This window comes from Acidobacterium sp. FHG110202_01 (assembly GCF_059115305.1).
On sequence record NZ_JBZYWJ010000008.1, the window covers coordinates 290,068 to 305,018 of the forward strand.

8 protein-coding genes are annotated in these 14,951 nt (G+C 57.5%); 4 read left to right on the forward strand and 4 right to left on the reverse strand.

The window, feature by feature from the left end; all coding sequences use genetic code 11:
• Positions 1–22: 22 nt before the first annotated feature.
• The 4 genes from AC5S16_RS17920 to AC5S16_RS17935 all read right to left on the reverse strand — a co-directional run bounded on the left by AC5S16_RS17920 (position 23) and on the right by AC5S16_RS17935 (position 10,745).
• On the reverse strand, positions 23–3,385 hold the full coding sequence (locus AC5S16_RS17920) for a TonB-dependent receptor (protein WP_493931474.1): 3,363 nt from the start codon (positions 3,383–3,385) through the stop codon (positions 23–25).
• Positions 3,386–3,642: 257 nt separating this feature from the next.
• On the reverse strand, positions 3,643–6,000 hold the full coding sequence (locus tag AC5S16_RS17925; RefSeq protein ID WP_493931475.1) for a YncE family protein: 2,358 nt from the start codon (positions 5,998–6,000) through the stop codon (positions 3,643–3,645).
• Between the two features lie 298 nt (positions 6,001–6,298).
• Positions 6,299–8,341 (reverse strand): S53 family peptidase, encoded by a 2,043-nt coding sequence (locus tag AC5S16_RS17930; RefSeq protein WP_493931476.1) that lies wholly within the window; start codon positions 8,339–8,341, stop codon positions 6,299–6,301.
• Positions 8,342–8,690: 349 nt separating this feature from the next.
• Positions 8,691–10,745 (reverse strand): S9 family peptidase, encoded by a 2,055-nt coding sequence (locus tag AC5S16_RS17935; RefSeq protein WP_493931477.1) that lies wholly within the window; start codon positions 10,743–10,745, stop codon positions 8,691–8,693.
• 614 nt (positions 10,746–11,359) lie between these two features.
• Between AC5S16_RS17935 and rpsL the strand changes: the two genes are divergently transcribed.
• The 4 genes from rpsL to AC5S16_RS17955 all read left to right on the forward strand — a co-directional run.
• The gene (gene rpsL, locus AC5S16_RS17940) at positions 11,360–11,755 is read left to right on the forward strand and encodes a 30S ribosomal protein S12 (protein WP_493931478.1); all 396 of its coding nucleotides are present in this window, start codon (positions 11,360–11,362) and stop codon (positions 11,753–11,755) included.
• Positions 11,756–11,844: 89 nt separating this feature from the next.
• Entirely contained in the window at positions 11,845–12,315 is a 471-nt protein-coding gene (rpsG, locus tag AC5S16_RS17945) for a 30S ribosomal protein S7 (protein ID WP_493931479.1), read from the forward strand.
• A 141-nt stretch (positions 12,316–12,456) separates the two neighbouring features.
• Entirely contained in the window at positions 12,457–14,538 is a 2,082-nt protein-coding gene (gene fusA / locus AC5S16_RS17950; protein ID WP_493931480.1) for an elongation factor G, read from the forward strand.
• A 73-nt stretch (positions 14,539–14,611) separates the two neighbouring features.
• Positions 14,612–14,951: GTP-binding protein (locus AC5S16_RS17955; protein WP_493931481.1), on the forward strand; the 340-nt coding region annotated here is incomplete at its 3' end.

Sequence of the window (14,951 nt, forward strand, 5' to 3'; positions counted from 1 at the left end):
TTGTTTGCGGGCCCTTTGCCTGTTAGAACGAGAGGCGCAGTGCGAATTGCATTACGCGTGGATCGCCGGAGAGCGATGTGATATTTCCTGCCGAGCTGGCCGTGATGTTGTTGCCTGGCTGTCCGAATTCCGGCGTATTGGTTACGTTGAAGACTTCCCAGCGGGCCTGAATGTTGAACCGCTCGATGGGGATGTCGCGCATGAGCGCTGCGTCAAAGACGTTCGTGCGCGGACCGACCAGCGTGTTGCGTCCGCTGTTGCCGAACTGGCCTGATGGCGGTGCAGCATAAGCGTCGGTCAGGTTTGGAGCGAGCACCTTGCACGCGCTGTTCAACGAGGTGTAGAACCAGCAGGCCGGGTCGCCGACAATGTGCGGCTTGCCAACGAGGAACGGCGTTGCCGTGGCAAAACCATACGGATCGAGCGCACTGCCCAGCGTGCCGCCTGAATTCACTGTGAATGGATGACCGGAGTAGAAGGTGTAAACGCCCGACGTCTGGAAGTTGCCGAAGATCCACGACAGGGGCCCGTGGTTCAGCATGCTCTTGCCGCGTCCGAAGGGCAGTTCATAGACATAGTTGACCGAGACGCGGTTGCGGATGTCGAAGTCGCTCGAACCATACCATGCTGCTGCGTTGCGTCCGTTCGGCGCATCACCTGAGTTGCTTTCGAGTTCTTCAGGAGCGCTGTCCAGGCTGTGCGAGTAGGTGTATGCAGCCTGAATCTTCAGGCCGTTCCGGAAGCTGCGATTGAGGCTCGCCTGCAGCCCGTTGTAATTGCCATAGCCAACAGGCGTTGTGTATTCGATCTGGCCGAAGTTGGGATACGGAACCGTGGTTGTAGCTGTGTTGCCCTGAATCAGGGGCTGGTTGTAGTCGTAGATGATGTCGAGATGTGTCGACTTGGTCCCGACGTAATCGACCTCCGCCGTCCATGCATTGCCGATCGCCCGCTGGATGCCGAAGCTCCATTGCTGTACGTAGGGGATAGAGTCATTCTGATCGAGTGCGCGAATATGGAATGCAGTGAGGTTGTTCAGATCGATCGTAGAAGGGTCAAGATAGTTCGATGGAAAACCCTGCTGCGCAATCATGACCGGGGTAGTCGAAGTGGAAGCCGCCGACTGCGTCTTGTTGATGAGGAACGGTGGATTGAGCGAGAGCTGGTCTTCGCTGCCGTAGCGCTCAAACACGGTGTAGTAGATGCCGTATCCGCCGCGCACGACCGTCTTCTGATCGGGCGAGTAAGCAAAGCCGATGCGCGGGCCGAAATTCTTGGTGTTCGTATCAACCAATCCACGCGACTTCAGCCCGCCGGAGCGCGCAAAGACAAGCGATCCCGAAGCAGGGTCGAAGTTCGCCATCTGGTCCTTGCCGTTGAGCGCAGGCGTCGCAAAGTCGTAGCGCAGCCCAAGATTCAGCGTAATCTGCGGAGTCACTTTCCAGTCATCCTCAAAGAAGCCGGAGAGCATCCAGATGCGCTGGTCGACAAAGTGAACATTGGTGAGCTGGTTTGACTGCACCATCCCCAACAAGCCATCTGCATAGGGGAAGCCGGTGTTTGTGACGCACTGGCTCTGAGTGTTGCGCTCGCAGGTAAAGATGCCGGTAAAGGTCATATCGCCGCGCATGCCCGGCTCATCCTGAAAAAGATTGCGCATGGGCAGGTAGAGCGAAGCGCCGACCTTGTATGTCTGCCGGCCTCGCGTAAGCGAGAGCGTGTCGTTGTATTGGAACAGCTGTGGCACCTGCTGTTTGGGCAGGAAGTCCGGCGATCCGAGAAATGCTCCGATCGATCCGCTGAATGTAGTGAGCGGAACGCCGCCGCCGATCGCAGTGCTGATAGGGATACCGGGAACAAAGTTGCCGGCGTACTGAGTCAGCGCAAACGGATCCTGTTCGGCAAAAGAGTAGTTGCGCACCCAGCCAAAGCGGAAATCATTCACGATGCTGGGGCTGAAGATGTGTGTCCAGCCGAGGACGAGGCTGTGGTTCTTCAGTATCTGGCGACCCCAGGCCGACGTGCTGCTGCCGTCTGCCAGCCCGCCGAAGTATCCGGGGATAAAGCGGAAGCGGTTGGAATAGTTATAGCGCGCAAACACCGTGTTATTGGAAGAAGGCGTCCAGTCCACGCGGCCATTGTAGGTGTCGTTGTTGTCCTCTACGCCTGCCGTGCGGAAGTAGTTGTTCAGCTCGGGAATTGTGCCTCCGGAAGTTACATTTGGCTCAGGGAACAGCGCAATCAGGCTGGCAATGACCGGATCGATACGACCTTGAGGAATCTGGTTGTTGGGGAAAGGCTGGTGGGTCTGAGGGTCGTAGATTGTCGGATACTTGACGCCGATCTGCGCTGCAGTGGCCGGGCTGAAATCACCGATGCGCTCATTGTCGAGCGGAACCGTAGCGGTACGCGTTACGCCCTGCTTGATGCGTGTTCCTTCATAGTTAAAGAATCCGAAGAGGCGGTTCTTGATGAACGGGCCGCCCAGGCTGCCGCCAAACTGGTTCTGGTTGTTTTCTGTCTTCTTAAGCCCGTGCTGGCGGGTGAAGAAGTCAGTCGAATCAAAGAGCTGGTTGCGGACATACTCGTAAGCAAGTCCGTGAATCTCATTCGTGCCGCTTCTGGTGTTGACTGAGACTGCTGCGCCGGGCGCGCGTCCATATTCCGCGGAGTAGGGATTAGTGATGATGTTGAACTCTGCGATCACGTCCACTGAGGGGTGCGCCGACTCTGTGCTCAACTCCTGCACATTTTCTGAGAAGGTGTTGTTGTCAATGCCGTCGAGAATGAAGTTGTTCTGCAGCGAGTGGATGCCGTTTACGTTGAAGTCGCCGGTGCGGCCCGCCGATGTCGAGCCGCTCTGCTGTGTGAAGCGGCTGATCTGCACGCCGGGAACCGTGCGCAGCAGGTCATCCCAGTTGCGCAGATAAAGTGGCGTCTGCTCAATTGTCTTCTGATCGACTACCGTACCGATGGACGCATCGTCGGGCGAAAGGCCCGTGCCCTGCGCCTGTACTTCCACTGTCTGCTGTGCGGAGCCTATCTGCAGCGTAAAATCGAGGCGGCCTTTTTCTGCAACACTCAAAGTTACATTTTCCTCAAGCGTGCTGAAGCCTGATGCTTCCACGCGGACTGTGTATTGTCCGATGGGCAGATTCTGGAACGAATAATAGCCCGCGTTGTCGGTTGTGATGGTGCGTGCGTATCCAGTGGCTGAATTCGTAGCTAATACGGTTACATTCGCGACAGCTGCACCACTGGGGTCGGTCACCAGTCCGGAAAGACTGGCGGTGTTCACCTGGGCTGAGAGTGTCATCCCTGCCAGAAGAGCAATAACAGCAAGCAGGACGTAACGATACCACTTCGGGGAATCAGATATTTTCATGGATGGCCTCACCGATAGATAAATTTCGGGTCTTACGTTCCGAGGAAATATATGGACGTATGCGCGTGTGTGACCGCTGAAATTGTTCGCGTATCTGTCTACGATGCTAATGGCTGATTTGTGAGCGGCTATGAAGGAAGGATGAACGCTCGATAAAAATGGCGCAAATGCGACTGTGGAATCAACAGCATTTGTGAGGAAAACAAAAAGGGCCCACAGAGAAAATCTGTGGGCCCTTTTTGTTTTAGTGAGAAAGGTTATGTTGTCGGGCGTGGCTGCACGGCAATAAATTGTACCGGAACAAAGCTGCCCGGAGTGCAGGTCGGAGTTCCCGCCGATGGAGTCTGCGTGCACGAAGGCAGCTGCGGATTGATGGTCTTCGTATCCGTGAGGCTGGGTACATCCACCAGGTGCAGAAGGTTATCGCCCGACGTGCCCACGAAGAAGGTAGAGTCATCCGGACTGAAAGCTCCGGAGACCGGCGCCTGTGCACCGGAAGAGAGCTGCACGTTGCTGACCGTGCCCGCTGCTCCCGGCGTTGCAGATGGCTTGTAGGCAGGGAGCACTCCCGACGCGCTGCTGGCGTTGTAGGTCACGAATGCAATCGTGGAATCCTGAGCGGGAACCACGCCTGTGATCTCAGTCGGCGTAACGCCCAGTCCGAGCTGATTGAGGCTCGTATTGGTTGTGAGCGCCGTGCCGCCTGTCTGAGAGCAGGTTCCGACCGGAGGCGTCGGAGGCAGGCTCGCATTTGTTTGTGGGAACTGAATGTCTGTAAGCTGTGCCGCCGCTGCAGACGCTCCAAGAATATGGCCGCCATTGTTGGTGGATGCGAGTTTGTCAGTGACCGACCCAACGCTTCCGGCATCCGGATAATACGTGATCGGCGAACCGCTCGGGCAGAAGCTGCGCGCGGTCGTCTGTGCCGATCCGCTCATGAAGATGCCGACGCTTGGCACAGTCACCGCCACATCGGAGGCGCAGAAGGGATCGAACGCCGCGTTGCCGTTGTTGTTGTTCAGATTGCAGCTCGTAGGCTGGCCGGAAAGATCGTACTGGCTCCATCCTGTCTGCGCGTTGTACACGTAGAGTTTATTGGGCCCGACAATGTAGAGATTCTTTCCATCCGGCGAATATTCGGCGCGCGTCGCCAGTCCGCCGATGCTGGTAAAGGTACCCTTGCTTTGCCCGTAAAGATAGATGAGCTGGTTCACCTGGTCGTTGATCACCACCGTGGAGCTGTCCGGCGAAACAGCAAGCACGACTCCGGGAACGTTCGTGTCTTCCTTGGTCAGAGAGTTGGTCGCCGCGCTTACGATCATCAATTCGTGATAGCTGCCGAAGTAGAGGTTCGTGCCACCCTGGTCCAGCACCATTGAATTGGGAATGTAAGGCAGTTTAATCGGAGCGGGTGATCCGCTGCTGGTCAGATCGATGGGCGTAAAGTACTGCGACTGCGACGAAGCCAGCCAGAGCTTGCTGCTGCTGCGTCCCGGGCTGTTCACGGTGACCGTGTTGCTGGTGACCGGGAGCCCAGTGCCGAGCTGTCCGACAATATTAATCGGCGAAGGATTGCAGGTGCCGGGCTGGCAGATGGCCGAAATTGTTGTCGTGGTTGGGAAGGTCGCCGTCACGGCTCCGGCACTGCTTACGGCGATCTGCTTCGGCTGCGTCGAAACATAGTCGAGCGAGAGACCGCTGATGACCGCGTTAGTAGTATCCACAACATTCGTGGTCAGGTTCTGCGGACTGCTTGCCGTCACCGTCACCGGCGTCGGATAACCGTAGCTGCCGTTCAGCTGCATGCCGATGCTCTGCGGCGGGCAGGTGAAGAAGTATCCCGCGGCCGAGGTCACGCTCGAAAGCGTGGCATTGATTACCGTCGATCCGGGCAGGTGCGCGGTTGCCAGTCCATTGACCGTGGAAGTCGAGCTGCCGGAAGAGCTGCCACTGTCTGTGCTGCCGTTGCTCGTATTGTTGATGGTCACAATTGTCGAATCCACCGGCGTGTAGGTGACTGTGCCCACGTATGACTGCGGAATCAGGTTGCCTTCCTGGTCATAGACATTCGTAGATGCGGTCAATGGTTGAGGTAGAGACTGGTTCTGCGATACGCACGAAGTCTGCGTTCCTATGGTGATGGCCGAAATCGGTGGATGAATATAGACATTCACCGGATTGCTGGTGACTGCCGAGGCGCTGGCCGTTACCTGGGCCTCGCCCGACTGCGTGGGCGGAGTGCAGATGGTGAAGTCGGGAATTCCGGAGGCGCTGTGGCGGTTCCAGGTTCCGGCGCAAATCTGACCGGTTGAAGGGTTGATGTCAGCGAGATTCAGGTTCGTCGTGCCGTAGACATAGTGCGCCACGCTCACGCTGCCGCCGTTGCAGTTCGTAGCGGTTGGCGAATTCACCTGTCCGATCTGCCCATATGCGAGGGAAACGCCGGTCGAAGCCGGCCCGAGGCTGATGGCCGCAACCTGTGACGTTGTCTGGCCGTAACCGAAACCATTCTTAGTGCAGAAATTGTTAGGGTTTGAGCCGCCACAGCCTGCAATGGAAATGCCGACGGGAATAGAGAAAATGATAAGTGCAATCAGGGCAAAAAACCGCTGCATGAAACCTCCCCGTCTGTATGGACTCGCCATGCAGACGGTTGTCACTCCGCGGAGCTTTTCCGGGAGCGTTCCGAAAGATAGAGTTCCGAAGTTTGAGTTTAAAAGCTTAAAAGGGACTTGAGCAAGGGATGAAGGAACAGGGAAGCAGGGAAATAGGGAACAGGGCAGGGTGTGCAGGTCTCAGAAAACAGGGTGAGCGCTCAGGGTACTGCGTATAGGAAATAGGGAATCAGGGAAAGTAGGGAAGTAGGGAACAAGACGATTCTTCCCTATTTCCCTATTCCCTATCTCCCTGTATTTATTTTTCTTTGGCCGCAGCGTTAATAAATGTAAGGCCATTCGGCACGCCCAGTCCGGTCACGTTGTCCCATCCCGGGGTTACGGTCAGGGAAGAATCTGTGCCGAAGCTCAGGTCCACGTATTCGCCGGTCAAGTTCCAGAACGCGCTGAAATACTGAGTCGTTGTATAGAGCGGAGCCAGCAGGCCGTCAGAGGAATAGTAAGTTGCGCCATTCGAATCAAAGACGATGCCCGCAACATTGGTCGGGCTGCTCACCGGCACAACATCATTGATAGCCGTTGAAGGCAGCTTGTAGAGCAGCGGAGCAGCCTGCCCAAGCGGTTTCCCCGCCTTCTCATCGGCAATCGCCCACAGGGCTGAGAAGATGGGGCAGGCCAGGCTGGTTCCGCCGATGCCCGCGTAAGCGGAGCCGTACTCCACAAAAACCGCGCCCGTATAAGGATCGGCAAGCGCCGAGATATCCGGAGCCTGGCGTGTCGTTCCTGAGAAAGATTTCTGCCACGAGGGCTTGCTGATAAAGCCGCTTACACCCCCGCCGGATCCTCCAAGGAAGCCGTAGCTCAGAGGCGGATCAAATACTCCGTTCAATGCATAGGAGAGGATGCTGGCATTGTTGCCCCATCCCACTTCAGCGCCGCCAGTCGTTCCGTTGGGTATGCCGATGCTGGTTCCCCCAATGGCCGTGGCATAAGCAGAGGTTGACGGGTAAAGAACTCCTCCGGCGCTGGGTGAGCCCAGGCCTTCATCGCCGCCGTCGCCGCTTGAGAAGTTGACGGCAATGCCGGCTGCCGCGGCTTTCTTGATCACCTGTTCAAAGCCCTTGACGGTCGCCGCTCCAAACAGCGCTTCCGGATAGCCGTAACTGTTCGAGATGACGTTGCCTAGCTTATTAGTGCGCGCATAGTCGATGGCGAATTCGAATTCATCCCAATCCTCCGTCGGCATGATCTCGATAACGATCTTCGCCTTCGGCGCGATGGAATGGACCCATTCCACATCGAGCGAAGCCTCATCCTGCCAGTTGTCTACTTCGAGCGAAAGAGGAGTCGGCTGCCCGTCAGGATAAAGAACCGTGAAGTTGGAGGAATTCGTCGCAGGAAGGCCGGCGAGGCTCGAGAAGAGCGCGAGATCGCTGGTCAGCTGCGTGCCGTCGGTCGGCCCGTCGACGATCACGATCGTCTCTCCGGTGCCATCCAGTCCTTTCTTGTAGATATTGGTCAGCCCATAGTGGTCCTGAATCTGCGACGGTGTCCAGGCGCAGGCCAGAGATGTGCTGGCGCTGTAGGCAGTGTCATAGTTGTTGCCGTAATACTGGCCCACCGGCAGACTGGAGCCATCGGTCGTAAGCGAAACTGCCGAAGGATCAGAAAAGCAGTTGTTAGTAGCAATGCCGGAGAAGCCGCCGGTAGCGCTTTTGACTTTGCCGATAGGCAGTTTTGCAGGAGTGTTCAGCGGCTTGCCCGTCCTGGGATTGACCTGATACTTGACCTGTGGACTCATGTGGAAGCTGGTGAGTCCTGTGACGCTGCCAACCAGGTCGCCAGCCGGACCGGTCAGCTTTGCCGGCGCCACGTTGGCATGGAAGGTCTTGCCCTGCCGCTGGAATTGATGGATCTGCGTGTGAAAGGCATCCTCCACTCCCGAAGCGGGCCCGCGCGCGCGGATCGAAAGGTTGTCGGGGCTTACTGAGACCACCGACACGCCGTGTGATTCAAGTTCTTTCCTTACCGTGTCAACCTGCGCGGGTGAAGGAGCATAGCGGGCAATATCACTCGAGCTCAGCCATTGGTGATAGGTCGGCGATCCGGGAGTGTAGAGGTCTTCTACCGCCTTGTCGAAGGCCGCCTCATTACGCGGACTCAAATGCACGGTGAAGGTAATGGATTGCTCCGGTGAAATCGAGCCAAGGTCAGAAGAAATATCGGCAACCTTCGGACGTTCGATCGTTTGTTGCGCGTGAAGGACTGGGCTGGCCAGAAGAGCGGCAGTGATCACTGCTCCGGACAGGGCCCACGTGGGGTATTTGAATTTCTGCAACATGATGAGTTCCATCTCCTGCGTGAAAGGGTGAGTGTGTGCGTTCGCAGAAAAGCAAACGCAGGGACAACACAAGGGCCCGCACTGATGGATTGAATAGGAATTGAAAACGCAGAAATGCCAGGGACAGTCAACAACTACAGAAGCAAGCAGAAAAATGTTGCATGGTGTTCATGTGAACAGTGTCGATAACTCTGGCACAAGGCTATAAGGCCGTCAACAGAAAAATCTGCTGCGCGACATCAAGCCTGTATGCTCTTTGGTTTTAGAGAGCGGAAACGAGCCGGATGCCCCAGGTTCGCGTAGCCAGAGGCGGAGCTAACCTGGGGTAGTTTCTTTAATCTGAGCCCCGTTATTTCGCCGGCATATACTTCTCAAACCACGCGAACGCACGCTCCAGCACATCGACCGCATGGTCATGATTGACGAAGTGGTGTCCTTCATTCGGGTAGACCACAAGCTCGGCCGGCACGTGCTGGTCTCTCAGCGCATGCCAGAATTCAAACGATTGCGGCATTGGACATTCGCCATCGCGGTCGCCCACCACAGTGAGCGTCGGCGTCTTAACCTGCTTGATGAAGTTAATTGCCGAGCTCTTCGCATAGGCCGCCGGATCGTCATACACGGACGCGCCAAAGAAGGGGATCATCCACTGGTCGATGGAGTTTTCTCCGTAGTAGCTCTGCCAGTTCGAGATGCCCGCCCCGGCCACCGCCGCGCGGAAGCGGTTCGTCTGCGTCACAGCAAACATGGTCATGAATCCGCCGTAGCTCCAGCCCGTAATGCCCACGCGCTCCGGATCAATCGGATATTTCTTCGTCACTGCATCCACGCCCGTGAGTATGTCGCGCAGGTCGCCATAGCCGAAATCCTTGCGGTTGGCCTGGGTGAATTTCTCGCCCTGCCCATAGCTGCCGCGGGGATTAGGCTCCAGCACAAAGTATCCCAGCGCTGAAAAAGGCGCGCCGCCAAAGCCCGCGCCGGGCCAGCGCGGCGTGACTGCTGACGCTGGCCCGCCGTGGACCATTACAATCAGCGGATATTTCTTCGCCGGATCATAGTTCGCAGGCTCAATCAGCCAGCCCTGTACGTGAAAGCCCTCATTCTCCCACTCGACCGACTCGGCCTTGCCCCACGCGGGCTTCAGATTGTCGTTGTAGTGAGTGATCTGTTTCAGATTTTCCAGTGTTCCCGCCCAGACCTCAGGCGGACGTGAAAAGGAGTTGCGGATAAAAGCAATCGGATGCTCGTCCGTATCCGCGATGGAAAGGCTCATCATCTGCTGGCCCGACCCGATGCCTTCAGGGAGCGTGACGCTGTGATCTTCCATCACCTCGCGCGATTGGACATCGTAGGCAAAAAGATGCGATGAACCGCCGCTGATCTCCGTCACGCCAAGAACGCTGTCTGTGACCCACGCAAACCATGCCGGACTCGCCTTGCGGTCCGGAGTGATATTTCTGACCTCGCCTCCCTGAGCCGAAACAAGATAAATATCGCCGCCCGTCGAGCCCTGGTCCGACATCAGGCCCGAGATAAAAGCGATCTGCGATCCATCCGGCGACCAGCGCGGCACTGCAATCTGCAGGCCATGAATAGGGCTTGTGGCGGTCGTTGGATCGACAACAACTTTGGGTAAAGACTTCAGCTTGTTGCAGGGTTTGGTGGCCGTGCAATCTGTATCTACAAAGTCCGAATAGAGCTTCGCCACCCACCAGTTGTTCTCTCCCGGTGGCGGCGCCGCCACATAAGCCAATTTCTTTGCATCGGGCGACCAGTCAAATTCATACACATGCAGGTTCGCCGGCGTAATCTGCGTGAGCGCCCCGCTGGCCGCATCGACCGCGGCCACCCGCTGCACCTCCAGCCCTTCCACGCCAATCACCCCGGCAGGCGGCTTCATCGCCGCCAGCGCTCCTGCAGGCCGGGTCGCTCCCTCCACGTAGAGCAGGCCGATAAACTTCCCGTCCGGCGACCACTGCGGCTCATTCGCATATCCATGAAACTTCACCAGCTCATGCGCCGGAGTATTCGATTCCGGCTCCGCAAGATACAAGCCCTGCTGGTGCTCGGAATTGCAGTTCGAGAAGAAGGCCAGCTTCTTCGAATCAGGCGCCCAGGCAATCTCGCCTTCATTCCCCCTCTGTCCGTTCGCGCACGCCGTCACCCTATGTACAGTCTGCGGATTCGCAAGCTGTGCCACATCGATCTCTGCGCCTGCCGTCCAGGCCACCCACTGGCCATTCGGCGAGATGGCCGTCTGCCGCGGAGCCCGAACCATCTCAAGCTGCGAAAGGATCTCGCTGATGCGAGGATCTTTAGCAGGAGTAACAGGAGCGGATTGCGCCAGAGTCATGGCGCTCGATGCAAGGCAGGCAAAAGCCAGGGTCAGCTTGGAGAGGGACATAATGCCGGATACTAGCAGACCGAAGACTTTCTGAGGTTGGTAAGCTTTTAGATCGAGTTCTTGCCCGTAAAATAAGGGCCGGCGCGAAGCAATTCTTCTCTAAGCCGCGAATGCTCAGGCTCAGAAGCCCTCAGAGCTCGCGAAATTCTTGAAATTTTCGCGCAATTTGTTGACGGAGCACGCACGAATTGCTACTCTAAGAAGGTTCTGTGAGTGTGTTCCCCGTGTGTAGATAGTCTGGAGAACATATAACGGCGACAAATGAGTTTGCAGAGAGCTGGCGGCAGTTGAAAAAGCCAGTGTAGTAAAGTTCTGCGGACCCCATCCAGCTCACAGGGATGGGCGGATCGCATCGGCGCCTGCGACACCTCTTACCTTGAGAGGCTATGCGGGCCGGAATCAGCGAAACGGAATCGGCTTTCCTCTCGAAAATTCGAGAGGGGACGTGCGGTCACCGTCGCGGTTCTTGTCTGGGATGGAACTAGAGCGGACGCGAAAAGTGACTTTGGTCTGCGCGCTTTTTAAGGATGCGGGATTTTCGTGCCCGCCGAGACGCGTGCGGGGTTGCTGCGTGTCCGGAAGATTGAGTTTTTTGAGTTGGTAAGGAGTCTGGATTGCCTACATTCAGTCAGCTCGTAAGAAAAGGGCGCACTGCCCCGAAGTACAAGACGGCCTCGCCCGCATTGCAGGCCTGCCCGCAGCGGCGCGGTGTCTGCACGCGCGTATACACGCAGACGCCCAAGAAGCCGAACTCGGCGCTGCGTAAAGTGGCCCGTGTCCGCCTGACAAACGGCATTGAAGTCACGTCGTACATTCCCGGCGAAGGCCACAACCTGCAGGAGCACTCGATTGTGCTCATCCGCGGCGGCCGTGTGAAAGATTTGCCCGGAGTGCGCTATCACATTGTGCGCGGCTCGCTCGATTCGGTCGGCGTGGTCAAGCGCACGCAGTCCCGCTCGAAGTACGGCGCCAAGCGCGCCAAGGGCGGAGCGGCAGCGGGTAAAAAATAACCCATTGCCGATGTCATCCTGGCCCTGAGCGTAGTGAAGGGGAAGGATCTGCTTTTAAAGTTTTTTAGGAAACGCAGGGTTAAAGGTTTATGCCGAGAAAAGGTCACATTGCGAAGCGCGAAGTTGCAGCCGATCCGGTCTACAGCTCGACGCTGGTCACAAAGTTCGTCAACTCCATGATGTGGGGCGGCAAGAAGTCCACGGCGCAGGGCATCTTCTACGAGGCCATGAAGAACCTCGAGCAGAAGGGCGGCGACGAGGCTCTCAAGCTCTTCAAGAAGGCAGTCGAAAACTGCAAGCCCATGCTTGAAGTCAAGACCCGCCGCGTGGGTGGCGCGAACTATCAGGTGCCGATCGAAGTGAACCCGGAGCGCCGCACTTCGCTCGCTATCCGCTGGCTCGTGACCTATGGCCGCGCGCGTGGCGAAAAGGGCATGGTCGACAAGCTGACCAATGAGCTGCTCGACGCCGCCAATGGCCGCGGCGCCGCGATGAAGAAGAAGGAAGACGTGCACCGCATGGCCGAAGCCAACAAGGCTTTCGCCCACTATCGCTGGTGAGGACTGGCCGTCCAGGCGGACGCGCGCTTTGCGCGCCAGGTCTGGGCCGGCGAAGGGAAACGCAAAGCTGGGAGTGAACAGGTGCTCCTGGAACATTTTGAACCTCGGGCTTAAGGCCTGAGAGAACTAGAGAGAATTACAGTGGCTCGCCAAGTACCTCTAAATCGTTGCCGGAACATCGGGATCATGGCGCATATTGACGCCGGGAAGACAACGACGACCGAGCGCATCCTGTTCTATACGGGCATTACGCACCGCATCGGCGAAGTGCACGAAGGCACTGCCACGATGGATTACATGGAGCAGGAGCAGGAGCGTGGCATTACCATCACCTCCGCGGCCACCACCTGTACCTGGAATAACATTCGCATCAACATCATCGACACCCCCGGCCACGTCGATTTCACTGCTGAAGTCGAGCGCTCGCTGCGCGTGCTTGATGGCGCGGTTGCGCTGTTCGATTCCGTCTCCGGCGTTCAGCCGCAGACCGAGACCGTGTGGCGTCAGGGCGATAAATACAAGGTTCCCCGTCTTTGCTTTGTCAACAAGATGGATAAGGCCGGTGCTGACTTTGAGCATGTGATTGAGACCATCCGCAAGCGCCTCGGCGCCCGCCCGGTTGCGATCCAGATTCCGATCGGCGCGGAAGCGAATTTCAAGGGTGTGATTGATCTCATTGAGATGCGCGCCATCCTGTGGCACGACGAAACCATGGGTGCGAAGTACGACATTGAGGAGATCCCGGCTGACCTGGTCAAGAAGGCCGAAGCCTTCCGTATGCAGCTCATTGAGACTGTTGCCGAAAACGACGACGACATGCTGCACAAGTTTCTCGAAGGCGAGACGCCGACCCCGGCTGAGCTCAAGAAGGCTTTGCGCAAGGCGACGATCGATATGAAGATATTCCCGGTGCTCTGCGGAACCGCCTTCAAGAATAAAGGCGTGCAGACGCTGCTCGATGCGGTCGTGGATTATCTGCCCAGCCCGCTCGATATTCCTGCGGTCGAGGGTGTGGATCCGGACGATACAGCGGTCGTGCTGACGCGCGAGACCAGCGATGATGCTCCGCTCTCCGCGCTGGCTTTCAAGCTGATCAACGATCCCTTCGGCAAGCTCGGGTTTATCCGTGTTTACTCGGGGACGCTCAAGACGGGTGACACGGTGCTGAATCCGCGCACGGGCAAGACCGAGCGCGTAGGCCGCCTGGTCAAGATGCACGCCAACAAGCGTGAAGACATCACCGAGATTATGGCCGGCGACATCTGCGCCTGCGTGGGCCTGAAGGAAATCAAGACCGGCGATACTTTGTCATCGCCGCAGCATCCGATTGCGCTTGGCGCGATCGACTTTCCTGAGCCGGTCATCTCGGTTGCCATTGAGCCGAAGACCAAGGGCGACCAGGAGAAGATGGGTATCGGGCTGTCGAAGCTGGCTGACGAAGATCCGACTTTCAAGGTCCGCACCGATCAGGAGTCGGGCCAGACGATCATCAGCGGCATGGGCGAGCTGCACCTGGAAATTCTGGTGGACCGCCTGAAGCGCGAGCACAAGGTCGAAGCCAACGTGGGCGAGCCCAAGGTGGCCTTCCGCGAGACCATCCGCAAGGAAGCCGAGGCCGAAGGCAAGTACATTCGCCAGACCGGTGGTTCGGGCAACTACGGTCACGTCAAGATTCGCGTCGAGCCGAATGAGCCGGGCAAGGGCTACGAGTTCATCGATGCCATCAAGGGCGGCGTGGTTCCCCGCGAGTACATCAAGCCGGCCGAGCAGGGCATTCGCGAAGCATCGCTCTCCGGTGTTCTGGCTGGTTACGAGATGGTCGACTTCAAGGTCACGCTCATTGACGGCAGCTACCACGAAGTTGACTCGAACGAAATGGCCTTCAAGATTGCCGGTTCGATGGCCTTCAAGGAAGCGGCGAAGAAGGCGGGCCCCGTGCTGCTTGAGCCGGTGATGGCGGTTGAAGTCACCGTGCCCGAAGAGCACATGGGCACCATCATCGGCGACATCAACTCGCGCCGCGGCCGCATCGAGGGCATGGAGCACTCAGGCGGCTCGCAGGTCATCAAGGCGATGGTTCCGCTTAAGGAGATGTTCGGATACGTGAACGATATCCGCTCATCGACGCAGGGACGCGCTTCGTACACGATGCAGTTTGCCCGTTACGAAGAGGCTCCGCGCATGATCTCGGAAGAGATCATCGGGCGTAACCAGGGCAAGTAAGTTTTTTAAGACCGGGCTTCGCTGTCGGGGCCCGGTAAGTTTTGAGCAGTCACACGAGAGAGGACGAAGGGAAATGGCGAAGGAGAAATTTGACCGGTCGAAGCCGCACGTAAATGTGGGAACGATCGGACATATTGATCATGGGAAGACGACGTTGACGGCGGCGATCACGAAGGTGTTGTCGAAGCACAATCCGAACATCAAGTTCCGCTCGTTTGACACGATTGACAATGCGCCTGAGGAGCGGGAGCGGGGCATCACGATTGCGACGGCGCACGTGGAATACGAGACGCCGAACCGGCACTATGCGCACGTCGATTGCCCGGGCCACGCCGACTACATCAAGAACATGATCACGGGCGCGGCGCAGATGGACGGCGCAATTCTGGTGGTGGCAGCAACGGATGGCCCGA